25 protein-coding genes, 1 tRNA gene and 1 pseudogene are annotated in these 24,459 nt (G+C 40.5%); 14 read left to right on the top strand and 13 right to left on the bottom strand.

What is annotated here, in order from left to right:
* Nucleotides 1–76 precede the first annotated feature (76 nt).
* From RMX98_RS22450 to RMX98_RS22435, 4 genes are all read right to left on the bottom strand, one after another.
* On the bottom strand, nucleotides 77–856 hold the full coding sequence (locus tag RMX98_RS22450; protein ID WP_322680822.1) for a hypothetical protein: 780 nt from the start codon (nucleotides 854–856) through the stop codon (nucleotides 77–79).
* 211 nt (nucleotides 857–1,067) lie between these two features.
* A complete protein-coding gene (locus RMX98_RS22445; protein ID WP_322680823.1) occupies nucleotides 1,068–1,904 on the bottom strand; it encodes a protein-glutamate O-methyltransferase CheR in 837 nt (278 codons plus the stop codon).
* A gap of 35 nt (nucleotides 1,905–1,939) precedes the next feature.
* A complete protein-coding gene (locus RMX98_RS22440) occupies nucleotides 1,940–2,476 on the bottom strand; it encodes a hypothetical protein (protein WP_322680824.1) in 537 nt (178 codons plus the stop codon).
* A 185-nt stretch (nucleotides 2,477–2,661) separates the two neighbouring features.
* A complete protein-coding gene (locus RMX98_RS22435) occupies nucleotides 2,662–3,228 on the bottom strand; it encodes an HD domain-containing protein (protein WP_322680825.1) in 567 nt (188 codons plus the stop codon).
* 795 nt (nucleotides 3,229–4,023) lie between these two features.
* On the opposite strand from RMX98_RS22435, the gene RMX98_RS22430 reads away from it, so the two are divergent.
* Nucleotides 4,024–4,323, top strand: coding sequence for a hypothetical protein (locus tag RMX98_RS22430; RefSeq protein WP_322680826.1), 300 nt, complete (start codon nucleotides 4,024–4,026; stop codon nucleotides 4,321–4,323).
* Nucleotides 4,324–4,335: 12 nt separating this feature from the next.
* On the opposite strand, the gene surE is transcribed toward RMX98_RS22430, so the two are convergent.
* Entirely contained in the window at nucleotides 4,336–5,016 is a 681-nt protein-coding gene (surE, locus tag RMX98_RS22425) for a 5'/3'-nucleotidase SurE (protein ID WP_322680827.1), read from the bottom strand.
* A gap of 641 nt (nucleotides 5,017–5,657) precedes the next feature.
* Here surE and psb32 point away from each other — a divergent pair.
* The gene (gene psb32 / locus RMX98_RS22420; protein ID WP_322680828.1) at nucleotides 5,658–6,395 is read left to right on the top strand and encodes a photosystem II repair protein Psb32; all 738 of its coding nucleotides are present in this window, start codon (nucleotides 5,658–5,660) and stop codon (nucleotides 6,393–6,395) included.
* Nucleotides 6,396–6,601: 206 nt separating this feature from the next.
* Here psb32 and RMX98_RS22415 read toward each other — a convergent pair whose 3' ends face one another.
* Nucleotides 6,602–6,985, bottom strand: coding sequence for a DUF4346 domain-containing protein (locus tag RMX98_RS22415; protein ID WP_322680829.1), 384 nt, complete (start codon nucleotides 6,983–6,985; stop codon nucleotides 6,602–6,604).
* Between the two features lie 915 nt (nucleotides 6,986–7,900).
* Here RMX98_RS22415 and RMX98_RS22410 point away from each other — a divergent pair.
* Nucleotides 7,901–8,581: a glutathione S-transferase family protein gene (locus RMX98_RS22410; RefSeq protein WP_322680830.1), complete on the top strand. Its 681-nt coding sequence runs from the start codon at nucleotides 7,901–7,903 to the stop codon at nucleotides 8,579–8,581.
* Between the two features lie 75 nt (nucleotides 8,582–8,656).
* On the opposite strand, the gene rpiA is transcribed toward RMX98_RS22410, so the two are convergent.
* Together rpiA and RMX98_RS22400 are read right to left on the bottom strand one after the other, a co-directional pair.
* Complete coding sequence (gene rpiA, locus RMX98_RS22405) at nucleotides 8,657–9,367, bottom strand: ribose-5-phosphate isomerase RpiA (protein WP_099099407.1); 711 nt, start codon at nucleotides 9,365–9,367, stop codon at nucleotides 8,657–8,659.
* A gap of 300 nt (nucleotides 9,368–9,667) precedes the next feature.
* Nucleotides 9,668–10,054, bottom strand: coding sequence for a hypothetical protein (locus RMX98_RS22400; protein WP_322680831.1), 387 nt, complete (start codon nucleotides 10,052–10,054; stop codon nucleotides 9,668–9,670).
* A 254-nt stretch (nucleotides 10,055–10,308) separates the two neighbouring features.
* On the opposite strand from RMX98_RS22400, the gene RMX98_RS22395 reads away from it, so the two are divergent.
* From RMX98_RS22395 to RMX98_RS22385, 3 genes are all read left to right on the top strand, one after another.
* Nucleotides 10,309–10,890, top strand: coding sequence for a restriction endonuclease subunit S (locus RMX98_RS22395; RefSeq protein ID WP_171974115.1), 582 nt, complete (start codon nucleotides 10,309–10,311; stop codon nucleotides 10,888–10,890).
* Entirely contained in the window at nucleotides 10,887–12,353 is a 1,467-nt protein-coding gene (locus tag RMX98_RS22390) for an N-6 DNA methylase (protein ID WP_322680832.1), read from the top strand. The genes RMX98_RS22395 and RMX98_RS22390 overlap by 4 nt, the downstream gene beginning before the upstream one ends.
* Before the next feature lie 268 nt (nucleotides 12,354–12,621).
* Entirely contained in the window at nucleotides 12,622–13,302 is a 681-nt protein-coding gene (locus tag RMX98_RS22385) for an S-layer homology domain-containing protein (RefSeq protein ID WP_409881506.1), read from the top strand.
* 30 nt (nucleotides 13,303–13,332) lie between these two features.
* Here the strand turns inward: RMX98_RS22385 and RMX98_RS22380 are convergent, their stop codons facing one another.
* Nucleotides 13,333–14,535 carry a hypothetical protein gene (locus RMX98_RS22380; RefSeq protein WP_409881742.1) on the bottom strand — a complete coding sequence of 401 codons (1,203 nt, stop codon included), beginning with the start codon at nucleotides 14,533–14,535 and terminating at the stop codon, nucleotides 13,333–13,335.
* 482 nt (nucleotides 14,536–15,017) lie between these two features.
* On the opposite strand from RMX98_RS22380, the gene RMX98_RS22375 reads away from it, so the two are divergent.
* Nucleotides 15,018–16,658 carry a metallophosphoesterase family protein gene (locus tag RMX98_RS22375; protein WP_322680834.1) on the top strand — a complete coding sequence of 547 codons (1,641 nt, stop codon included), beginning with the start codon at nucleotides 15,018–15,020 and terminating at the stop codon, nucleotides 16,656–16,658.
* A 303-nt stretch (nucleotides 16,659–16,961) separates the two neighbouring features.
* On the opposite strand, the gene RMX98_RS22370 is transcribed toward RMX98_RS22375, so the two are convergent.
* Nucleotides 16,962–17,894, bottom strand: a complete 933-nt coding sequence (locus RMX98_RS22370) for a serine hydrolase (protein ID WP_322680835.1) — start codon at nucleotides 17,892–17,894, stop codon at nucleotides 16,962–16,964.
* A gap of 9 nt (nucleotides 17,895–17,903) precedes the next feature.
* On the opposite strand from RMX98_RS22370, the gene RMX98_RS22365 reads away from it, so the two are divergent.
* From RMX98_RS22365 to RMX98_RS22355, 3 genes and pseudogenes are all read left to right on the top strand, one after another.
* Entirely contained in the window at nucleotides 17,904–18,632 is a 729-nt protein-coding gene (locus tag RMX98_RS22365; RefSeq protein WP_322680836.1) for a C40 family peptidase, read from the top strand.
* Nucleotides 18,633–18,646: 14 nt separating this feature from the next.
* Nucleotides 18,647–19,660, top strand: coding sequence for a glycosyltransferase family 2 protein (locus RMX98_RS22360; protein ID WP_322680837.1), 1,014 nt, complete (start codon nucleotides 18,647–18,649; stop codon nucleotides 19,658–19,660).
* Nucleotides 19,661–19,799: 139 nt separating this feature from the next.
* Nucleotides 19,800–21,052, top strand: a pseudogene (locus RMX98_RS22355) (MFS transporter).
* A 38-nt stretch (nucleotides 21,053–21,090) separates the two neighbouring features.
* Here RMX98_RS22355 and RMX98_RS22350 read toward each other — a convergent pair.
* A tRNA-Arg gene (locus tag RMX98_RS22350) sits at nucleotides 21,091–21,164 on the bottom strand.
* A gap of 34 nt (nucleotides 21,165–21,198) precedes the next feature.
* Here RMX98_RS22350 and moaC point away from each other — a divergent pair.
* Nucleotides 21,199–21,705 (top strand): cyclic pyranopterin monophosphate synthase MoaC, encoded by a 507-nt coding sequence (gene moaC / locus RMX98_RS22345; protein ID WP_322680838.1) that lies wholly within the window; start codon nucleotides 21,199–21,201, stop codon nucleotides 21,703–21,705.
* A 167-nt stretch (nucleotides 21,706–21,872) separates the two neighbouring features.
* Here the strand turns inward: moaC and RMX98_RS22340 are convergent, their stop codons facing one another.
* On the bottom strand, nucleotides 21,873–22,544 hold the full coding sequence (locus RMX98_RS22340; RefSeq protein WP_322680839.1) for a Uma2 family endonuclease: 672 nt from the start codon (nucleotides 22,542–22,544) through the stop codon (nucleotides 21,873–21,875).
* Between the two features lie 124 nt (nucleotides 22,545–22,668).
* On the opposite strand from RMX98_RS22340, the gene RMX98_RS22335 reads away from it, so the two are divergent.
* The 3 genes from RMX98_RS22335 (at nucleotide 22,669) to RMX98_RS22325 (ending at nucleotide 23,854) form a co-directional block, all read left to right on the top strand.
* Nucleotides 22,669–22,926 (top strand): hypothetical protein, encoded by a 258-nt coding sequence (locus RMX98_RS22335; RefSeq protein ID WP_322680840.1) that lies wholly within the window; start codon nucleotides 22,669–22,671, stop codon nucleotides 22,924–22,926.
* Nucleotides 22,927–23,044: 118 nt separating this feature from the next.
* Nucleotides 23,045–23,353 (top strand): DUF3181 family protein, encoded by a 309-nt coding sequence (locus RMX98_RS22330; protein WP_289799595.1) that lies wholly within the window; start codon nucleotides 23,045–23,047, stop codon nucleotides 23,351–23,353.
* Between the two features lie 285 nt (nucleotides 23,354–23,638).
* Nucleotides 23,639–23,854 carry an acetyltransferase gene (locus RMX98_RS22325; protein WP_322680841.1) on the top strand — a complete coding sequence of 72 codons (216 nt, stop codon included), beginning with the start codon at nucleotides 23,639–23,641 and terminating at the stop codon, nucleotides 23,852–23,854.
* A gap of 86 nt (nucleotides 23,855–23,940) precedes the next feature.
* Here the strand turns inward: RMX98_RS22325 and RMX98_RS22320 are convergent, their stop codons facing one another.
* A complete protein-coding gene (locus tag RMX98_RS22320) occupies nucleotides 23,941–24,423 on the bottom strand; it encodes an ABA4-like family protein (protein WP_322680842.1) in 483 nt (160 codons plus the stop codon).
* Nucleotides 24,424–24,459: the final 36 nt, after the last annotated feature.

Raw genomic sequence — 24,459 nt, 5'->3', positions numbered from 1 at the left:
TAAAGGGTAAAGTAAAGGATGTATTCAAAACCTTTCCCCTTTCCCCTTTAACCAAACTGTATTGCGGTACAAGGCATTAAACCAAATAACTTGTATTTGGTACGATCGCAAAGAAGGCATACTCATACCAAGCAGTCCAGATGAAACTGCGAATCCATCGCTGGCGTTTTTCAGGACTCAATTCATATTCAAACGCCCCACGAGATACATCAATGGAAGATAGATGAGAGTTGCAACCGCAGCCATGCTGATAAGTAAAACCGTATTTAGAAGCAATACTTTGCACCTTCATTTGGATAGCAAACACCTTACCTGCATGGAGTATGGCATCCCAAGAACGTTTGTGTTCGATATCGCGTTGATCGAATCGCAAGGCACGTTCTTCAAAAACATGATCGCGGTAAATTGGTGCTAAATGCACATGATAGAAACTTGCTGGTAGTTCATAACCAAACTCGTTGAACAAATCTATACCAATGCGAGCCACTTTTACTTCATTAGCATATTCTGTTCCTTTTGACTCCACATCACGGAGAATTTCTGCAAAGTTCGGATAGCTGTGTTTGAGAAAGTCTTGCCCAAAAAACTCTAGAGTTTCCCATGCTAGTTGTGCAAATAGCTGGGAAAATGCCGATATCAAGTGAGCTAGTTGGGGGCGATCGCTAAATAAATCAACATCACCACGTTCTAATTTATACAAAAATAACTGTGCCATCTCAACATAGCTTTGGGGTTGGGAAAGTCCGACACTCGTGGTTCCTCTAGCAATGTCTTGCCATATAGAAGGTAGTTGAGAAACATGAACCGCATTTTCTCCAGCAATGACTGCAACAGGAGGACATTCGAGAAGTTGCATCGACAATCTCCTTTAAGACTTTAATGTGTAATTTACCTTAAGCGATCGCTTTATTTATCTTCTGAACACAATAAAAAATGTTTGACAGACTGTCTTTTGACAACGAGCATAATTTTATTTCTAAAATTTTTTGGTTGATTGGGCATGGGGCATTAATTACTTGACGATAATTTCTCATTCATAATACAGTTTTTTTCTCAGAATATTCTCTTCAAGCACCTGCAATTTTCTTATATATTTTCTCACCTTTGATTATCTCTTCATAGTGCTGCTCATGAGAGGTGAACCTGATAGATTCTTGTTTTCCTAAACCCAAGATTCCAAAGGTGCAGAGACTATTATAAAAAAGTTCATGTACCCGCTTTTGAAGTACTTGATTGAAATATATGAGGACATTACGACAAAGAATAACATTAAACTCATTAAAAGAACTGTCAGTTGCTAAATTATGCTGGGCGAAAACAACATTTTCTCTTAGGGATGCTCGAAAAATCGCGTTATCATAAGCTGCTGTATAATATTCTGAGAAAGACTTCTTGCCACCTGCTTTCAGATAAAGATGAGTATATTCCTGCATCATTTTCAAAGGGAAAATCCCACTTTTGGCATTTTGTAATACCTTCTCGTTCGTATCAGTGGCATATATACGGCAACGATGGTAAAGTCCTTCTTCTTGCAGTAAAATTGCCATTGAATATACTTCTTCACCAGTTGAACATCCAGCGTGCCAGATACGAATAAATGGATAGGTTTGCAAGAAGGGGATAACTTGATTTCTGAAGGTGTTATAAAAGCTGGGATCGCGAAACATTGAGGTTACATTCACCGTCAGAGCAAGCAAAAATCGTTCCAAATAGACACGGTTGTGGAGTAACCGCTCTTGCAATGCAGAAACATTTGTTAAACCCTCTAACTGCATGAAACTCTGAATGCGGCGCTTGAGTGAAGAAAGAGCATAATCGCGAAAGTCATAACCATAGTACTGATAAAGACCTTCCAAAAGCAGATGTATTTCAATATCCTCCAAGATCGGTTTGGGCAGAGGCATAATATTCATACTTCATAATTCATAATTTATAGGTTTCAATTTAACCGAATGGCTGTTACGACTAAAATAGCGATCGCTGTTATTGAAATCCCAGCTAACCATCTAACTTGATAGCGGAGATTTTTAATTTCTTGGCTCAGAATTTCTTTTTGCGGTATGGAATATGGTTCTAGTTGTACAACTTCGATAGGAACTTGTTGGGGTGTATTTTGGGGTTTTTCAAAAGCAACCTGTGTATGTAGCCAATTAGTAATCAATTGCGGACAGTTCTTTTTAAACCAATTTAAAGCTATGACTCTAAAAACTGGTTTGGACATTCTGGCAATTAATTTCATCACCCTATTTAAGGGTTTCAGGCGAAGCTTTTGATTGATCAGATTGACTGAACCAACATCATAAAGACAATCCAGAATTAGTTTTACAGTGGCTTCTTCACTGTTAATCAAGTTTTGTAATAAAAGCAGAACATCATGCATACGCTCTGCTTCCATATACTTTTCTGCCACGTTTTCTGGAGGACTCACTGAAGGATTTAGGTTTGGATTTAGAGCGTTCTGTCTTACTATTGTCATATTGGTAACATAGCAGCCATAATAATTTAACTACACCTATCTACCGAGAGAAAGATTTTTTATCTAGAGAGAGAACCTAAAAGTCAAAAGTTGTTCGTGAGAGATATGACTATATCGTGTCTGTAAAAAGGCTATTTGTATAGTTTAGTATGAATCTTTTTTCTATTTCTGAGGAAAGAAAATTTTTATTGAGAAGCTAATAGCTCAATTTGGACAATTACCCGTTCTAATTCCTCAATTATTCCAGTGGTTCCTGTCTTTCTGAAGGCATCCACAAGCGCCCGATAATACCAAAGAGTACCATCTTTGCGTCCCTGAAACCGTTCCCAAAGTGATTCGCCCAAAATACGGTAATCTTTGAGAATAGACTGGGCGTTGTAAAGTTTATCTGCTGATGAGACAAGCAAAACTGATGGGGAAGCAGTAGGAATATGAGCAATATATGCTTCCTTGCGTTGTCGCCAAGGGGGTTTTGGATCTGTATCAGCGTCAGTACAACCATCTACAATTGCTGTTACATTTTCGCCAAAGCGACGGCGAATTTCTTCGCGTGTTGCAGCGCCACCTTGGTCTTCGATCGCATCGTGTAATAAAGCTGCGATCGCTTCATCTTCATTTGCCCCGTATTCTAAAGCAATACTGGTGACACCTAATAAATGTGCAACATAAGGCACACCCGAACCTTTACGAACTTGGTTGGCGTGCAGTTCGGTGGCGTAGGTGAGGGCTGCGGTAAAACGTTCTGAAAGCATTGTAATAGAAAGAGTCAGCAGATTTTAAATTTTTGATTTTGGATTTGTGTTACCCACAAGGGGGCATGGCAAAACGTTAGTCTGGCATAAACCAAAAGATTCTTTAATCTAAAATTGGCACAGTCAGGAAAATTCGATCAAATAAAGGGTTTGTGTTAATTTTATAACAAACCGCTTCCAGCGTAGAGGTAACAAAGCATGAGAAGAATATAATTATTGGGGCTTGATTATACTAGAAACTTAGCTTAATTAAAAGTATTTATTTTAACTATACTTTACCTAATCTTAGTTAAGTTTTAAGTTCCACGTTTTTAATTAAGTGTCGGCTCCTTTTGTCTTCTCTCAAAGGGAGACGCTAAAAACGATCTGCCTCGTGAACTATAAATAGCTAAATACAACATTGGGTAGAAGCATTAAAGAAGGAAATCATACATATTGTCAAAACGGAATTCAGGGGTCAGAATGAGCTAAACCCTAGCTATCCGCTAACAGAATTGAATTCTGTGTGAAAAAGCGTCTGAATCAAAGGGTTTAATACCCCCACTAAATTTTCTCTTTCAGAGACGCTGCGCGAACGGTTTAATGGTCAACAAGACAGTGGTGGGTCTGAATCCCCCACGCTCTTGATTCTGACTGGAGCAACGGAAACGTCTCCGGCTTTGCTCCTGAATTCTAACTTCTGAATTCTTCTTCAACGTAATCCCAGTGTTATCTAATGTTTATACTGGGATTAATTATTTCAATTGCTATTAAGAATCGTACTAAAATGCTATCTCAAAATTAGGGTGTAAGGAAATGATTTCAGCAGGGGTAGAAGTAAAAATAAATCGTTTGGAATCTATTGTTGAGCAAATTGGGGAAGCAGTACTCTCTACAACTGAGACAATTGAAAGTCTTGCAGAAAGATTAGAGAGTCTCAGCATCCAAATCGAAACACAGGGACAACAGGTGCAACAGCAAGGCTATCAAATTGTCGCTTTGTGTAATGCGGTACAGACTCTTGCAGAATCTCACCATGATTCACTACAAAAAATCCACGAACTTACACAAACTGTAGATCGGTTTATGTCCTTAATTCAAGGATTAAATGACTAGTAGCAATAATTGTCAAACCCTTAACTGAGTTACTGCGATATTGCCTGAAAAACATACATCTACATCGCTACCAGGAGTGCGATCGCGTTTGCTATATTCCCCTACATAATAAAAATCATCGCCCTCAATTCGATAGTTCACGGGTAAAGGTTTGGTACAGGGTTGGCAAAACACCAAATTAGGATCTGGTTCTCCTGGTTGCAGATGCGGCAAGTTTACATTCCAGAAGCTTCCCGGTTCTAGAGGACGTTTGAGTAAATCTGCTAAAACTTCAGCTGTTAATTTGCCAGCCAGATCCCAATCAAAATTCTGCTTGGCTTTGCGATACTGAGAAATGGCAACTCCCGGAATACCGTGCATCGCGCCTTCTCGCACAGCAGCCACTGTGCCAGAAATATAAACATCGACTCCCAAGTTACCGCCAGCGTTGATACCTGAAAGGATAAATTTGACATCTGCGTTAATTTGTGATATAGCAATTCTTACACAATCAGCAGGAGTTCCAGCGATCGCATATTCAGTCTGAGAACGTCGCTGGAGGTTAATGCCACGAGTAGTAGTAACTTGATGTCCACAGCCAGACTGATGATCGGCAGGAGCAGCGATAATAGTATTTTTGCCCTTTACAGCTTTGAGTAGAGCTTGGATACCAGGGGCATCAATGCCGTCGTCGTTAGTTAAAATTATAGTCATGTATATATTATTGATATAGATTTAGCTAAAATATCAGAAAAATGCAGATATCATAATAGGCAATAGGCAATAGGCAAGAAGCTTTTTTGAGTTGTACTGATTTTTTTCAGAAATCAAATATGAGTCCTATAGAGACTTAGCAGTGAGATATTTCTGCATTATTTTTCACTCATATCTGGTGTTGCTGAATTGAGGAATGAATTTGGATGTAGAGACGTTGCAATGCAACGTCTCTACAAGGATTTTGAAATAACGCAAAATTATTTTTCATACCGCAATCAGCAACGCCCATATCTTTAATGGCTACGGCAAGAAAAACTACTTGCAGATATGAAAAAATATACTTGATTCTGCCAAAAATATTGATCGTAGGATATGATTTCTAGATGGTTTGCAAATTCCGCCCTAAGCATTTGGGTTAACTCCCAAAATGGGCGGTATTTCTTGTCACTAGCAAGGGTGTAAGGGTCAGGTTAATGCTTGCAAATGCCTTGAGAAGAAATTTGTGTAATCCAAAATCCCGTACAATATATATCTGCTGGCAGTAGCAGAAATTTTATACTGGAGAAAACCGGGAAAGAGGTGATTTTTCCAGTGGTTCTGTAGTATTTTTGGTGCAAGTTTGTCTTAGGGATCACACGATGAAACAGCTCCTCAAACAAGTATTTAGCAGTCAAAAACACCTCATCCAGCTAATTCTACCTTTGGTGACGGTTATTTTAGCAGCCTCGCTGTTTGTCGCACCTGCTTTAGCCACAGGTGTCTATCAAATACCCAATCTCACACCGGGAAATAACACGTGGGTTTTGGATCAAGGTGAAGTCATCAGCCGTCTGAATGAAGGTAAAATTAGCAACGCTTTCGAGGATTTGGCAAAGCAAACTCAGAAGGAAGTCAGAATTGTTACTGTTCGCCGCCTCGACTACGGCGAAACACCGGAAAGCTTCAGCAAAGAACTGTTTGAAAAATGGTTTCCCACAAAAGAAGCCCAAGCTAATCAAACCTTATTGGTTATTGATACAGTTACCAATGGTACTGCCATTATTACTGGGGATCAAGTCAAGCCAATGCTTACTGACTCTATTGCCGAGAGTGTAGCTACTGAAACAGTAAGCGTGCCGTTACGCAATGGTAATAAATACAACCAAGCATTTTTAGATGCAAGCGATCGCCTAGTAGCCGTTCTTTCTGGTAAAGCCGATCCAGGCCCACCCAAAATTACTGACAATGTGCAGGTTGAAGGTACTTACAAGAAAGCAGAAGAAACCGACCAAGGTAATGCTACTGCTTGGGTAGTCGGATTGTTAATTGCCGCCACCGTTATCCCAATGGCGACTTACTATATCTATCAGATAAATCAGCCATCATCTGATGGGTAATGGGAGATTCAATTTTAGATTTTAGACTTCGACTCCTTTCGGCTCCGCTCAAGGCAAGTCGCTCAGTCGAACGATTTTAGATTTTTCCTTCAGGGAGAGCCTAGCAACTTCTCTACAAGACGCTATACGAACGCGGAGTGTCTCGTAGAGAAGAGAGAAGGCCGCGCTGCTTTACCAAAATCCAAAATTAAAAATCTAAAATTGGCTTAATCCTGAACATACTCTTGCCCTGTGACTAAAGCAATCTCAGCTCGGACAAATTCTCTACCCAAATAAGCTGCATGATTTAATTGAGTTACAGGAGAGGGCTGAGTTTCTTCAAAAATCTTCACGCAAAGTTCTTTAGCCGTCCTCGCGTTAAAAACTGTTGTATGAGTTCGTTCTACTTTTTCTCGCGCCGGAATTACCTTTCCTGTTTCTGGATCGACAGCTAAACCACGCTCATCAATTACATTTGTAAAATGCTTGGCATAAATTAACGCTGCATCTCGATCCAAGTAAATAATGAAATATCCACCGGAATCAAGGTCAATATGACGCTGAGAAAGTTTATCATCAATTGCGGCTAAATTCTCAACTATTAAATCCATAAGCATTATAAAAAGAAAATTTCTTTTTTGAGGGTTCTTATACTCTATATCAAGTGTAATTCCTATCTTCCTTAGTCTTCTCTTACTGTTGGCGCAATCGAAAATAAGTTTAATGCAATAAAAGATGATCGTTTTTAGTAATCTTTGTATCAAATTGATGATGATTGTGATTAATAATACATTTATCCGACAAATAATCTCAGGGCAGTTTTGACATAAATCATCCGGTTCCTGTACGGAATCTAGAAAAGCCGATGAATAATCGCTCTACCTTTATGCAAGAGAGAGGAATGGAAGTGAGGTCAGAATATTAAGTCGCACATCGCGTTAGGTATACATATTTCAGAAAGACTGTATAATCTTCTTACTACGGTAAATTGACCGATGAACCGTAATATATAGGACTCATATTTGATTGCCTGAAAAAAACTCAGTACACTTTTATTCCTTCTTCCCAGTCCCTAGTCCCCAGCGATGCACTGAGTTTCGACTACGCGGTAATCGAGCGAAGTCGAGATTCAACTACCGCGCAGTCGTTGTGTCCCCGGTTTTCACTCCTTAATTCAGGAATCAAATCGGATTACTATATCCAAACAGCATCGATACCCAATACTTTTCGGGTTTTGGGGGAAAGGGGAAAGGGAAAGGTTTTAATTCACCTTTCCCCCTTACCCTTTAACCTTTTCCCAGACCAAAAGAGAGATTGTTAAGCTTATCCGAAAAGTATTGCATCGATACCTGCCAGTCAAATTAATTATTTAATTGTAAGGATCAACACAGTTAGTTTTTGTATTGTTGCTCTGGTTTGAGTTTAGCAATTTAAAATGCTCTGTGTTCGCGATAATTACAAGCTGTCGTTTGAGTTTGGCAATCTCAAACATTCTGTGTTCACGATAATTACAAGGAAAGAATTTCATGAGCAACATACAACTGTACTTTGCCAAAGCATCTACCTTCTCTCAACGCACGCGTGTAGTTTTACTGGAAAAAGGCATTGATTTCACCCCGATAGAAATTGATTTACAAAATAAACCAGATGGGTATACACAGATTTCCGCTTATGGCAAAGTGCCGGCTATCAAACATGGGGATATTGAAATCTACGAGTCTGCGATCATCAATGAATATTTAGATGAGGTTTTTCCAGAACCACCTCTACTACCCCGCGATCCCGCAAACAAAGCGATCGCCCGGATTTGGATAGACTACGCCAATACTCGCTTTGTACCTGCATTTAACAAATTCCTACGCGGGAAAGATGCCCAAAAACAAGAACAAGGACAAAAAGAGTTTACAGAAGCACTCTTGTATCTTGAACAACAAGGATTGGGCAAAGTGTCTAATGGTAGTTATTGGTTAGGAGATCAGTTTAGCCTTGTTGATATCAGCTTCTATCCCTGGTTTGAACGTTTACCACTCCTAGAACACTTCCGCAAATTCACGCTACCAGCAGAAACACCTCGTTTGCAGACATGGTGGAACAGCTTAAGCGATCGCCAGTCAATTCAAGCAGTAGCAAATCCTGTAGACTTTTATTTGCAAAGATTCGCCAAAATTCTCGGTGAACCTCTTCCTGTTGGTGCAGCTCAAAAATAATTTCCCCTTACCTCTTCATTCACAAGTTTGAGCGCCAAAAGCAGGCGCTCAGACTTTCCGTAAAATCTACAACTCTTACAGTTGCCGCACTAATGGCTGACCATCTTTGACTTCACCAATTAAAACTAAATCGACGCAGTTAACGAAGATACCATTTTCCAGAACGCCGGGAATGTTATTCAATGTTTTTTCTAGTCCGGCTGGATCTTCAATAGAGTCAAATCTGACATCTAAGACAAAGTTGCCTTGATCGGTAATCACTGGGCCAGCTTTTTTTACACCCATACGCAGTTCTGGTTTGCCACCGAGTTTTTTGATGGCATTGGTAACAGGAGTAATTGCCATTGGAATTACTTCCACAGGCACAGCGAAACTAGAACCTAAGCGCTCTACTAACTTACCACTATCTACCACGACGATAAACTGTTCAGCTAGATAGTCTACGACTTTTTCGCGGGTATGTGCTGCACCACCGCCTTTAATCAAATTCTTCTGCGGATCGACTTCATCTGCCCCATCAATGGCAATATCGATGTGGTCGATAGCGTCTAAGGTGGCCAAGGGGACACCATACTGCTTCGCCAGCACTTCTGACTGAAACGAGGTAGGTATGCCAATGATATCTTTGAGTTCACCAGACTTGAGGCGATCGCCCAAAAACTGAATCGTATATGCTGTAGTTGACCCCGTACCCAACCCGACAATGGAACCCGATTTGACTAGGGCGGCGGCGGCTTTGCCAACTTCTTGCTTCATTAACTTTACGGGATCTGCTGCTGCGGTCATTGCCAAAACTGCTCCATAAAACTTATCTAAGATGAACATAACCTAAGTTACACACCTTTTACTGTTTATTTTCAGCTTCATAAGAGAGCGTCAGCAACACTTTCTCGACTCGTGTTTTTGGTCAAGCCAAGCAAAAGAAAGATACTTTTTCAATTTTAAAGATACATTGAAATCTCTATCTTTAATAACACTACAGTTTTTACAATCAAAAGCTTGTGAATAATTTTTGCTGATGTAAATAGAACACCAAAGTGTCATTTGTGAGACATTTTGGTGTTCCATAGTGAAAATTATAAGACCTTAACCAGGATATAGCGGGATACGATTACTCAGTTCTGGAAAACGCTGCTTAACGTAAGCACAAAGCTGGTTATAACTTTTGCTTTGAAGTTTGTCCAAGTCTTTATAAGGGTCAAGTCCCTGAGCCTTGGCATGTTCTATGGTTATTGCCATAAGGATTTTACAAGCTTTAGCCTCAGTTTCAATCTTTTGCTGTGCCTCAGCCTCAGCCCTTTTTTGGCGTACAGCCTCAGCCCGATCTTGCTGGATATAGCTAATCCGCGCGAGAAATTCAACGGATTTGTTGAGAATCTCACGCCCGTCTTCTCGGTTAATCACCATAGATAAAAATGTCAGAGGGTCTGACTGAGAGTCATCTGAGTTAGGATTATTTGGTGGAGAGATCATAAATTTTTCCTCAAATTAAATTGACGGTCAACAGGCAGTGCGCCTGACCGTTAATGGATGGACAACCAAATTACAAACCTTTGAAATTAAAACAACGCTGCTGGACTGGTACTCCAGCTAGCGTTTTTTTCATGGTTTTACAATCTGGTTGCGGATATTCTAGCAAGCTCTATGCTAGACTGCCAAGCAGTAAACTTATTACTGCAATTGCAATAAGTAACTTACTGCTTATTAATAGATATCTTAGCAGATTTATGTCTCATTCAGTTCTGCCTCTTCAGAAAATAGGGGAAATATTCCAAGGAATTACACTTAGCCGTTATGCAGACGATAACGGTAGACCAGAGCGCGTTGTTAGCTTGTCTGATCTTGAGTACCTATACATTGAACGTAACCCAAGTGTGGTTCAGTTACGCTTATCTGATCTTGAGCGGTATCGAATAAAAACTGGCGATGTCGTGATTTCTAACCGAGGTACGCTTCTAAAAGCGTCAGTAGTTACAGATAAATTAGAAGGGAGCTTGGCAAGCAATAACGTGGCTGTTATCCGCCCCATAGTAGAAATTGATCCTGTGTATTTGGCAGTTTTAATGCGTTCAAAATGGCTAGAACAGCAACTAGCCACTTTGTACTTGCAATCTTCTACCATTCAATTGATTCCAATTTCTCAATTACGTACTCTCAAGATTCCATTACCTAATTTGGAGACTCAAAATAAATTAGCTCAACTTTTTTTAGCTACTGAAAGAGCTAACCGCATTACCTTGGAAATTTTAGACACACGAAATAATTTATCAGAATTTGCTCTTTTTCAAACTTTGGAAGGACAGCAATGATTACTTTAGAATACTTGAAAGATATACTTTGGACTGCTGCTAGTATCCTACGGGGGTTTTGTAGCGGTGATGATTATATTAACTATTTGTTCAGGCTTCTGCTTCTAAAGCGATTCTCTGATTTATTTGAGGAAGAATCTTATAAAGCCAAACCACGGTTTTTTCTTCCTGCAATTTCGCAATGGAATTATTTACAGCAAATACCTGAAAATATTGGTCAGGCACTTAATGAAGCTGGTAGAGCTATTGAAACTTATAACCCAGGCATCAAAGAATTACAAGGAATTTTCATAAATTATAATTTTGAACATAACCACAGTCAAGTTGCCCTTATAAAGCAAGATCAAGTGCTACGCCAATTGATTTGGCATATCTCAGAGATTAAACTCCAGAATAAATACTTTGCTAAACCAGACTTATTAGGAAAAGCTTGTGAATACTTCACAGCACAATTCGCAGCTAGTCTTGGTAAAAAATCTGGAGAGTTTTTTACTCCGCAGAAGGTAGCAGAACTCTTAGTACGTCTGCTTGAACCACAACCAGGAATGAGTATTTGTGATCCTTGCTGTGGATTAGGAGGTATTTTGACTGAATGTATCAAGCAAATTAAACATTTGGGAAATAAGCAAAATGATTTACTGCTTTATGGACAAGAGATAAACCAAAATACTTTTAGCCTTGCCAAAATTAATTTACTTTTGCACGACATTTTTGATTTTGACATCCGCTTGGGAGATACTATCCGCGAACCACAATTAGTTGAAAGCGGTAAATTAATGCTTTTTGACAGGATAATTTCTAATCCCCCATTTAGCGTCCATAACTGGGGTTATGAGCTAGCTAAAATTGATGTTTATGGTCGCTTTCGTTATGGAATTCCTCCTAGAGGTAGTGGTGACTTTGCTTTTATTCAGCACATACTAGCCACACTCAAAAACACTGGAAAAGCTGGGGTAGTAGTTCCACTTGGAGTTTTATTTCGTGGAGGTGCAGAAAGTGAGATTCGCAGAAAGATTATTGAATCTGATTTAATTGAATCAGTAATTGGTCTTGCACCCAATTTATTTTATGGCGCAGGTATTCCTACTGCTATTTTGATTTTTAATCGGGATAAGCAAGAAAACCGTATAAATAAAGTTTTGTTCATTGACGCAAGTAATGAATATCAAAAGAGCCGTAATCAAAATTACTTGCGTGAAGAAGATGTCACTCATATCATCACAACTTACCAAGCCTTTCAAGATGAAGAGGGATATGCCAAAGTTGTGGCTCTAGAAGAACTAGCTGCTAATGAATATATTCTCAATATCAACCGCTATGTCCTAACCCCCAAGGATGAAAATGACAAAATTGATATTGAGGCGGAGATTATCAAGCTATGCGAATTAGAAGCTCAACGTGCTGAAGCAGAGAAGGATATAAATAAATACTTACGTCAATTAGGAATAAAATTAAGTGATTGACTAGAAGCGATCGCAAAATAAATTAGCCTGAAAAATAAGGATTTCACTATACTTACACTTACCTTAAAAGGGCTAGGCTGCACACCTACTCAAAACTTTTTCAAATCTGCATCATGCTTCATTTGATACTGGCAGTCTAAATACATTACCCATAACAGGCAGATATGCAACATCGCCTAGCCCAAATTCGTCATTAACTGAAGATGAAATTTTGCGTTAACCTCAGTAACGTAGTTTTTTCAATTCCCGTTAGCAGCAAAAAGTGGTTATGGTGATGCGTCAGCTTTCAATTACTCTATCTTTAGTGGCATTACTACAAAGCTTGCCAGCAATTGCTCAAGTGCCAGAATCTACTTCTGGAATCTCATCTGATTCTATTCAACAGGTAACTGCTGCCAAATGGATGACAAATTTTTCTGATGGCAAGTTTTATCCAGAAAGGTTAGTGAGTAGGGCAGAATTAGCCTCAATTATGGTAAAAGCATTTGGGCTAAATAAAAGAGAAGCTGTTAACAAAGAAAATTTAGCGATTCCAGATGTTCCTCGTTCTCATTGGGCATTTAATGATATACAGACAGTCTTAAAAACTGACATCATGAAAGGCTATCGGGGTAATGAATTCTTCCCTAACCAAAAGGTGACAAAAGCAGAAGCTCTGGCTATTTTCGCTCAGGCTTATGGTGTATTTCAGTTTCCCGATGACGCTGTTAATGAGACTCTGGCTTCATATCCAGATGAAAAGTCTATCCCAACTTGGGCTAGAAAAGCGATCGCTACAGTAGCTACCGAGGGATTTCTGAACACAGATGCTCAAGGCAATATTTCCCCATTAAAACCCGTTACGCGTGGAGATATGGCTTATGTATTGAGTAAATATTTGCAACGACAACAGCGACAACCAGAAACACCAGAAGTTCCGGTTATTCAAAATAGTCCACAATCACCTTAGCTAGAATTTTTTTAACCAACGTACTTATAATCAGTTTTGACCCGGACTTCTATATTTGTCTCGAATCTGACGAAGATATAAAGCATTAGACTGTGTTGGTTGCTGCAACACATAATTAGGTTGTGATGGTTGCGTCGGTTGCTGCAACCCATAATTCCCATATCCTACAGGGTTTGTGGGTGTAACAACACTTTGACTCTGGCTAGAGTAAGGTGCAATATTACTTGGTGCGATAGGAGTGACTGGGAGCGGCACTGGTGCTACATTAGGCACTACTTGACCGTTATTGAAATTGTTATAAGAATTTGGCGGTAAGTTTGTACCCGTTGATGGATAACCTGTGCCAGTAGTTAAACCATTATTAGGCAATACCTGACCGTTATTGAAATTGTTATAGGAATTTGGCGGTAAGTTTGTACCCGTTGATGGATAACCTGTGCCAGTAGTTAAGCCAGTATTTGGTAGAGAATTCTGGCTGGGTAAGCTGTTGATGGGTGGCATTAACGTTGTTCCTGCCTCTGAGGCTTGGCCTAAGTCATTTGTCTGAGTTGGAGTAATTTTAGTGAAGCTAGACAATTTCTGGTTTGTCGATTGGTTGAGTTCTGCTTGCAGAGGGTTGATAGAGAGAGAATTTTGATTCTTGTTGGTTTGATTAGTCAAACCAATATCCAGGCTAGAGGATGCTTGTTCTTCCTCTGTTGGTTCAGACGCGGTATTTAAGGTTTTAAGACCTAGAAACTGATCACCACTATTAAGCGTCCCAGTACGCAATAAATTGTCTGTTTGTACAACAAAGGGATTTTTCAAGGCTGGGGAGGTGTTGCCATTAACGCCTAAACCAGGATTTAATTTGGTATCACTTGCAGAATTTTGTTTTTTAATTACATCTTCTAATAAGCTTTTGCTGTTTTTGGCCTCAGTCTTTTCTTTAGGGGTATTTGCCGTTAATGGGAGGTTTGCTTCGTCAAAGTCATTAAACAAAGCTGGCAGGTTATCAATATCGGCTGCGATCGCTCTGTTTTCATCTGATAGGGACGAATCAACAGGTTTTTCGGAAGCGACTTGGCTTTTTTGCTTATAAACGAAAATATCTGGATTTGACCAGTATTCCCAGGTTACTAGCCCAACTACAGATAAAAAAATTGCAGTTACCCAAAAACTAGGTCGTCCTAGATTCCATAACCTGGCTCTGAGATAGCGTAAGTAGGCGGGAGGATAATGACGATTTGGCATGGGTTTGGTAATTTCAATTTACTATAAATTGGTAAAATTTGACGCCAGAAGTGTTGCTGTTTGATTCTTTTGCTCATCTTGGCAGAAAATATCTCAACTGAAGTTCGATTATAATTTCATGCTAACTTCTCAAGAAATTATTAGTCATTAGCAAGTCAAAAATTTACTCTTTACTTACTCTATATCAAACTAAACCGTTTAGTTTGAATTTCTAGTAGTTTCGCCAATTATCACTCTCAAACACCTGTAAAATACCTAATTAATAGTGCAGCAATCTTTGATGGCGGACACTTGTAGAACATCTATGAGGCAATCAAGCAAGTATAAAACTCTGATTTGATGTATGAAGTAAAAAATTAACAAAATTTGGTGTGTTACTCATGCTCAGACGTAAAAGCCGCCGTAAAATCTCCTCAGTGGCTATGCTTGTGCTTGTTATATGCTTTACTCTGATAAGTGTGCGTTCATTTGGGCAAACAATTATGACATCAGTACCCCAACTGCTCACCGATCCATTTTTGCAACTGCCAACTGAAACCTCAGTGCGAGTAGTTTGGTTTACTGAGTTTGCTGGTGTTAATCATACAGTAACCTACGGCGAAAATCTCAAACAAACTGCTAGGGCAAATACTATCAAACTTAGTCGCACGCGTGAAGACCAACAATCAAGAGTTGCAAACCAAACCGAAGACGGTCAAATCTATCAAAAACCCGTCCAGCGTCATATTTGGCGGCATGAGGCTGAGGTAACTGGGTTAACTGCTGATGTACGAGTAAACTATCGGGTTACGAGTGTACGAGAAGACGATGAGAGTGTTAGCAGTGATGTTTTTACCCTCACAGCTACTCCCAAATCAGATACACCACTAAAAATTCTACTGACCTCAGATCATCAATTAAAGCCGATGACATCTGCAAATCTGCAAAAGGTGGTAGAAACAGTTGGACGAGTCGATGGTGTGTGGTTTGCTGGTGATTTAGTCAATGTTAGCGATCGCGCCTCAGAATGGTTTGATGATAATGGTGGTGGTGCATTGTTTCCTGGTTTGCAAGGTCGTGCTAAATATGAAATGACGCACGATGGTGTTAAAACAACCTACATTGGCGGACAAATAATTCAACATGCACCCATGTTTACTTGCATTGGCAATCATGAGGTGATGGGACGCTTTGCGAGGACGGGAAGTTTAAATGATGAATTTGATGATACAATTCCCCGTGTCGTTGCTCAAAAAATCTACCCAGATAAATCTTTAATCGATAATTCTTTTAATACTAATACCTATGAAGAGATTTTCTCTTTACCAAAAAGTAAAGAGGGTGGAAAAAGGTATTATGCAGTTAGTTTTGGTGATGTGCGTTTGGTGGTATTGTACGCTACGAATATGTGGCGGACTCCCAGCTTAAATGCAAAGCATAAGGGTAGATATCGAGAAGCTGAAAAGGATTTAAATAATCCTGAAAATTGGGGTTATGGACAGGTAATTTATGAGCCAATTGCTAAAGGCAGTAAGCAATATAATTGGCTAGAATCGGAACTTAAAAGCCCTGAGTTTCAACAAGCAAAATACAAAGTTGTGATGTTCCATCATCCGCCTCATACTTTGGGTGATAATATAGTTCCTGCTTATACAGAACCAGTACAGATAATTGAACGGGATAGCGACAATATCAAAGCAGTGCGTTACGAATATCCCAAAGACGCAGATTATATTATTCGCGATGTTGTTCCAATACTTGAAGCAGCTAATGTGCAATTGGTATTTTATGGGCATTCCCATTTGTGGAACCGCTTTCTTAGTCCCAGTGGAATGCATTTTCTAGAAACATCTAATGTAGGTAATAGTTACGGTGCTGCTTGGGGTGATAGAAAACGAGAAGTACCAATTGGATATCAAGAGGATTATGTTAAGCTTGGCGATCCCAATGGGTTAGAACCGATAGTACCAACAATTGCCCCTTTACTGGGTGAAGATGGGAAACCGATGCCTTACATTGCGAGTAATGATATTACAGTTTTCAGTATCTTTGATACAGGTACGGGTACGATAAGTAGTTATCGTTTTGATACTCGCAAGCCTGATTCGGAAGTCTTAAAGTTTGACGAATTTAAGTTGAAATAGTCATCCTTACCATTACCGCCTGGGAATAAATTCCCCGGCTAATAGCTAAAGTCCTCTCAAGAGGACTAAATACCAATCTACATCTGGATTCATACCGCAATTGGGCAAAGCCAAATTTTTAGCCATATAGATGGCTATCATCTCTAAAATGGAGAATTTCAGTCCACTTGAGTGGACTTTAGCTATCAGCCCAGAACTGAAGTTCTGGGCGGGATATCGGGTGAGCGCAATACTTTGACTGTTACAAAAATATGGCTAACGACAAGTAAAAAATGGAATATCTCTTCTTCGTAAATCCTAAGATTATAAACTAGCGATCGCTTCGGCAACTCGCCTAGAAACAAAGGGCAAAATATCCCGACTTTTAGCTTGGGCTTTACCTTCAGTAAATACCACTAAAAGATAAGGGCGCTGTTCTGGTAACTCAATATACGCGGCATCATGGCGAACTTGACTTGTCCAACCTGCTTTTGACCAAATTTGAGCATTTTCAGGCAATCCACCGCCTAAGAAACCTGTCACCTGATTTTCCTCGGTGTCAGTGGGCAAATCGTTGAGAGGACGTTTTAGTAAAGCCATCATGGCTTGCGATCGCGCACTTGAAACCGCCACTCCACCGACAATACTATGTAGTAACCTAGCGATCGCATTTGTGGTTAACATATTGCGATTGTCCAGTAACTCTCCCACAAACGCCCGTTCGCGTCCATAAGGGCCGTCACCCCAAGTTTTTTGACAGACGTTTATTGTCTCCAATTCTTCCCAACCCAATGATTGGTAATAGCGGTTAACTATATTACGCTGATATTTCCAGGTTTCAAAGGGGCCGATTGCTAATTCTGGCCCTGATGTGGTGCCTGTCAAAATATCTACAACCAAGCTGGTAGCATCGTTACTAGAATCTACAATCATATCCCGCAAAGCTCGCTCCAACTCCTTGGAGGTTTGACTCATGCCTTTTTCTAGCCATTCGTTTACCGCCACCAGGTAAAATAGCTTGACTATACTAGCAGGATAAATCCGCTCAACACCGCGATAAGTGAACCCACGAACTGGATGATCCCAAAAAGCGTTAGGAGTCAGCGCCCCACCAGTATTTACTCGCACTGGTGGATCGTAAACAACCCAAGTCAAGGCAATTTGGTTACGCGCTAAGGTCGGAAATGCTGCCCAAGTTGCATCTAAAATGCCATTACCAAGATTTTCGAGTTGTTCGTCTTTATTAAAAAAAATCATTCTCTGATAATGTCCTTTAATCTAAAATCCAAAATGGTTCGACTGAGCGAAGCCGAAGTCCAAAATCCAAAATCAGGGGAGTATCAGTGTTTAGCTGACCTGAATTTATATGATTCTCCTGAATGTACGCGTTTAGCAACTCAAGCTGCATCTGGGAGACATTTGTGGCTAACATCAAATCATCAAAATTCGGCGGTTGAGGTGTATTTATGTGAAGATGACTATCCGGGATGGGTATCTGTTTCAGATTTTGATTCATTACAATCTGCTACTGTACCTTATCAGGCTGCAACATTTTCTGAATCGGAGATTAAAAAACTCCTAGCAGAGATTATCGCCTTTACCCAAAAAGCGATGCAACAATCAAATTATTACCTTTGGGGTGGTACGGTTGGGCCAAATTATGACTGTTCTGGGTTAATGCAAGCGGCGTTTGCTTCGGTGGGTATTTGGCTACCTAGAGATGCCTATCAACAGGAAGGATTCACTCAACCAATTACGATTGCAGAATTAACAGCCGGGGATCTGGTATTTTTTGGAACTAAGCAAAAAGCCACCCATGTCGGGCTTTATTTGGCGGATGGTTATTATATCCATAGTTCTGGAAAAGAACAGGGACGGAATGGGATCGGAATTGATATTCTCTCGGAACAGGGAGATGCTGTTAGTCAGTCGTACTATCAGCAGCTGCGAGGGGCTGGTAGAGTTTTTAAGAGTTACGAACCACAGAGACGCTGAGGGCGCTGAGGCTTATGAGGAGTGGGTTGGTTGATCAAGGGGTAATGGGGGAAAATGGGGTGATTTCAGCAATTGTCCCAGATGTTTCGGTGGTAGTACCAATACATGACGAGGTGGAGAGTTTACCGCTTTTACTAGAAGCGATCGCCTCTACTTTATCTTCTAGTCAGGTAAATTATGAAATCATTTGTGTGGATGATGGTTCTACAGATGGTTCTGGGGATTTTCTCAAAGAACAGGCGCAAATCCGCACTGATTTAAAGGCGGTGATTTTGCGTCGTAACTACGGACAAACTGCGGCGATGGCTGCTGGATTTTATTATGCAGTCGGTAAAGCGATCGTTACTTTAGATGCCGATCTTCAGAACGATCCGGCTGATATCCCGATGTTATTAGCAAAGCTGGATGAGGGTTACGATTTGGTGAGTGGTTGGCGGCAAAAACGCCAAGATGGGGCTGTAAATCGGTTACTTCCTTCCAAAATTGCCAATTGGCTAATTCGCCGCACCACTAGCGTGAATATTCATGACTATGGCTGTTCACTGAAAGCCTATCGTGCAGAACTTTTAGCAGATATGAACCTCTACGGCGAATTACACCGATTTTTGCCTGCTTTGGCGTACATCGAAGGAGCTAGAATTACCGAAATACCTGTACGTCATCACGCCCGTCGCTTTGGTCGTAGTAAATATGGAATTTGGCGGACATTCCGGGTATTGATGGATTTGTTAACCATTCTGTTTATGAAAAGATTCCTCACCCGCCCAATGCACGTTTTTGGGCTGTTGGGCTTGATTTCCATGTTTTCGGGAACTGCGATCGGAATTTACTTGACTTTCGTAAAATTAGCTTTAGGTGAGATGATTGGCAATCGCCCTTTGCTAATTTTAGCCGTTCTCCTGCTAGTAACCGGAGTACAGTTGTTTTGCTTCGGTCTTTTGGCAGAATTACTCATGCGTACATATCATGAATCCCAAGGACGGCCTATCTATCGCGTGCGAGAGGTTGTAGCAAAAAATGTTAAGTAAGGTAACAATAGTAGTCATTAGTCATTGGTCATTGGTCATTAGCAAATAATTAAGAGTAAATATTGCTTGACTCTAGACAAAGGACAAATGACAAAGGACAAATGACAAAGGACAAAAAACTAGTTAAATTGCATCTACCTTGAAAGCATTTAATACATTTAATGCCGAACTGCGGCATAACCTGCTTATTTTATTTACGGCAGGTTTATTATTCTGGTCGAGCTTATCTTCGCTTCTACCAACTCTACCGCTTTACATTGATGATGTGGGCGCAAGCAAGCAAGAGATTGGGATTGTCATGGGTAGTTTCGCCATTGGGTTATTGTTATCTCGCCCGATGCTGGGACGGTTAGCCGATGAACGCGATCGCAAAATTGTCTTGTTGATTGGTACGATCGTAGCGGCGATCGCACTTTTGGTTACTTGGCAACCCAATCGATTGGGCTGTTGATCTTGGTACGGATTTTTCACGGCGTTAGTGTTGCCGCTTTTACCACTGGCTACAGTGCCTTAAGCGCAGATTTTGCTCCAGCTGAAACTCGTGGTGAAATCATTGGTTACATGACCCTAGCAACTCCCATTGGTTTAGCTATTGGCCCTGCCTTGGGTGGGTATTTAGAAGCTACAAGTGGTTACGGAATATTATTTCTGTTATCCGCCGAATTGGCTTTTGTCGCCTTCTTGGGTATTTTACAAGTTACGAATCCGCCAGTGCAAACGCAGGAGCAAACAGAGGGAGAGGATGGCAAATTTTGGCAAATTTTGTTTAGCCCACGGGTGAGAGTTCCAACAATAGTTATGTTGCTAGTTGGTTTGTCCCTTGGTGCTGTACATACTTTTGTGTCGTTGTTCCTCAAATCCACTGAGGTGGACTTCAATGGCGGACTGTTTTTTACAGCTGCGGCAATTTCTAGTTTTAGTATCAGGGTGTTTGCTGGTAAGGCAAGCGATCGCTTCGGGCGGGGTTTGTTTATTACCTTTGGGATTTTTTGCTACATTTTGGCGTTAATACTGCTGTGGCAAGCTGACAGCGCGATCGTTTTCTTACTGGCTGCGATCGCTGAAGGTGCAGGTGGTGGTACACTGTTCTCGATGATGATTACCATCATGGCAGACCGTTCACTACGGCAAGAACGGGGGAAAATTTTTGCTATCTGCATAGCTGGACTCGATCTAGGAGTTGCGATCGCTGCTCCTCTTTTGGGTATCATTGCCGAACGCGTAGGCTACCGCGATATGTTTGGCTACGGTGCTGCGATGACTTCTCTAGCACTTGTCCTCTTCCTCACCCAGTCCAGCAAAAATATATCAAACTCACTGCGCTTTGCACTAGGTCTAGCTCCAGATGCCTACGCCTTGAAAAACTTAAAAGTTAGGAGTGATGAAATTTAACTCATCACTCCTAACTTTCAACTCTTAACTTTTTAAAACGGGCGAGGAGGGATTCGAACCCCCGACACCGTGGTCCGTAGCCACGTGCTCTAGTCCACTGAGCTACACGCCCTCACCGACAATCTATATTAACACGTTCTAACCAAATGGCGCAAGATAATTTTCCAGCTAACTTTGCTTCCTTATCTCATCTAGATCCCCAAGGACAGGCACAGATGGTTGATCTGTCTGATAAAGCACCCACCATTCGCCAAGCAGTAGCAGCTGCCAACGTGCGAATGCTGCCAGCCACCTTCGCTGCCATTCAAGCCGGAAATGTGCCAAAAGGGGATGTGTTGGCAACTGCAAGATTGGCTGGAATTATGGCAGCCAAGCAAACAGCCACTTTAATTCCCCTGTGTCATCCGTTGCCTTTGCAAAAAATCGCAGTCGAGATTATACCCGATCCCCAACTACCGGGTTATCAAATTCAAGCCACAGTCAAAACCAAAGCTGAAACCGGTGTAGAAATGGAGGCCTTAACTGCCGTTTCTGTAGCTGCTTTGACTTTATACGATATGGCCAAAGCTTTAGAAAAGTCGATTCAAATTGAATCAATTCGTTTAATAAGTAAGAGTGGCGGTAAATCTGGAGATTATTCGTCGGCAGAGTAATCAGCTAGCTATTGGGCATTGGGCATTGGGCATTGGGTATGGGAAAAGGGTAAGGGGAAAAGGGGAAAGATTAAATTTATTCCTTTTCCCTTTAACCTTTAACCTTTAACCTTTTCCCCTGCTCCCCTGCTCCCCTGCCCCTCTGCCTCCTATTGCCCACTCCCCAGTCACGGCAGATTATCAGGATCGATGCCGAGATTACGCAAATATGCTGCTAACTGTTCAGCGCGTTGGCGTTCTTGTTTTAGCAATAACTCAGCCTGTTCAGCCCGTTGATTGAGTTCCAGGGAATTCAAAAATCTCTGTCCATCTGGACGGTAAATTACTAACTCCCCTTCCCCAGTTTGAAATCTAATTCCTAAACGGGGACTGACCCAACTATCCATTTGCCATAGCTTATTCAAATGGTTGTTTTGCCGCAACCAGCCATCTAGTTGAAAACTTTCAGGGTCGTATAAATAGTATTCTTCAACACCATAGGTATCGTAAAACTCCAGCTTACGCTCCATCTCCTTGGTATCATTACTATAAGAAAGAATCTCAAAGACTACTTGCGGCGGGATATTGTCTTCTTGCCACTGACGATAGGAACGACGTTTGCCCTTTGGTCTACCGAAGACAACCATCACATCAGGTGCAGTCGGTGTAATCAGCCGAGAACGGACGGGATACCAAAGCAAATCTCCTGCAATCAAAATATTGTCATTATTAGCAAACAGAATCTCTAGATTCTCCTTAATCAGGACGATCCAACGGTATTGCTCTGTATTGTCTGCCATTGGTTTGCCGTCGCTATCTGGATAGAGGAGATCGGGGTCTATTTGCTCAAAGATTGTCATCGGATTTAACCCAGTGGCTCTTGACTTGCAATTCAATTATGACTGCTTCTAGAAGTCTAATAGCAACGACTGCACTAAAAACCTTAGAATGAGTAGGGTGTATTTAAATCTGTAACAAATATTTATGCCTCCTCGTTGGCCTCGCAAACCCGATCGCAAAGACCCTGATTACCGCAAGATTGATGACCGGATGAATTTTGCCGTCCATGTGGCGATCGCAGCTATGATTAATTCTGGCTTATGGTTTTTTCATATTTTGAAAAGCACTACCTGGGACTGGCTGCCGTTGTTTACTGCCAGTTGGACAGGAATAGTATTAGTGCATCTGATTTATATTAGTGCGATCGCTAATTACAGCGAAACTCCACCTAAATCCACCTGAAGACGGATTACTGATGCTGGGGCGATTGTAACCTGTGGTAGTAGAATCAGCCTATTAATTGAGCGATAATGTAAAAAGCTTGAGATTTCGCACTTTTTCTTAACGTAGGGTTATTTTTATGGCAAAGACTAACACCACAGAATTACTGGAAGCCCTAGCAGCTGAAATTGGCGAAAATGTCTACATAGACATTGCTAAATGGCATCTTTATTTATCTAATGCCAAACTGCACACCCTTGTTGCTGAACAGTTGTATCCCTTAATTACTTCCAACAATGTAAGTGAAGATCAAGTTTTAAAAGTCTTGAAATCAATTACAGTAAAAATTGGCGGCGGTAGAAGCGAACTTCCTTTAAGTGATTTACTGCCACTGCAATGCCAAGTAACATTAGTTGATATTTTAGAAAAATATCAACGCGAAATTTAATCTCTACAACCAAGATTATTTGAATTAGACAATTTTCTCGGTCAGTATTCCCTAATTTGATTTGACATGCTGAATTGAGGATTATTTTGTTGCGCCAATTTTATAAAAATAAAAACTACAGAGACACAGACACATAGATTAATTTTGGGTAATTTATGTATGTATATCTGGTAAAAATTTCCTTTAACAATTAAGGAATCTCGACCTTATAAATTGGTTGAGACGAGAATGAGTTTATCTTAAACTTGCTCTTAACTTTCATGCAAACTTCTTGAGGCAATTTCTATGCTTTTACAAGTCAAAGATAGTGGTGAATTGGTAAAAATTGTTGAAATTCAGGAATTAATTGACCCGAATACTGATGTTGTTCAGGCAAAAGACCAAGAAGGTCAAGAAGAACAGCAACCTGAAACTTTTAAAAAAGAAAATCTTGTTTTTCCTTCAGGTGAAGTTCTACCACGCTGCTGGATAGATGCTGACTATAGACACGATAACGGTTAATGATTTTAAAATGAGATAATTGGTAATGGAAGTAAACTATTAGCATATTATCATTAGTAGGGGCACACATCTGTGTGCCCCTATTGCTATGTGCCAGTTGATGGTACTTCTTGTTCTGCTAATGTTGCCTTTTCATTCTGCTGAAACTTTGGAAAAAATCTCTTAGTAAGCCAGTCAGTTAAAATGTGAGATAGTAATCCCAACGGCCCAGCAAACAAAGACAAAGCCAGAGAGTGAATTGTCCAAACACCTGTTTTCTGTCCTTCCCAATAAATCCAGCGACCGACGAATAAATCCATCACTAAAAAATGAATCCAACCTGTTGCCGTAGCTGTTTCATCTGCAAAAAACCGTGCAATATCAGCTAATTGAGGATTAGATAAAGCTTGAGCATTTTCTGGAGTAATGCTGTTAATAAACAAATATAAATATGTTCCTGCTAATAGCACAAAGGGTAGATCTGATGACATTATCCACCGTGTAACTTTCCAGTTTGGCAATAAAATCATCAAAGCCCAAAATGGCAATACGAAAATGTTGGCAACGTTAAATAGTTGAGAAATCGTCATATTTTTGCAAAGTGAAGAATTTTTGTTTTGAATTAA

Origin of the sequence: Nostoc sp. DedQUE02 (assembly GCF_034531035.1) — a bacterium.
Lineage (GTDB): Bacteria > Cyanobacteriota > Cyanobacteriia > Cyanobacteriales > Nostocaceae > Nostoc.
This window is presented reverse-complemented; position numbering and strand designations above follow the sequence as displayed.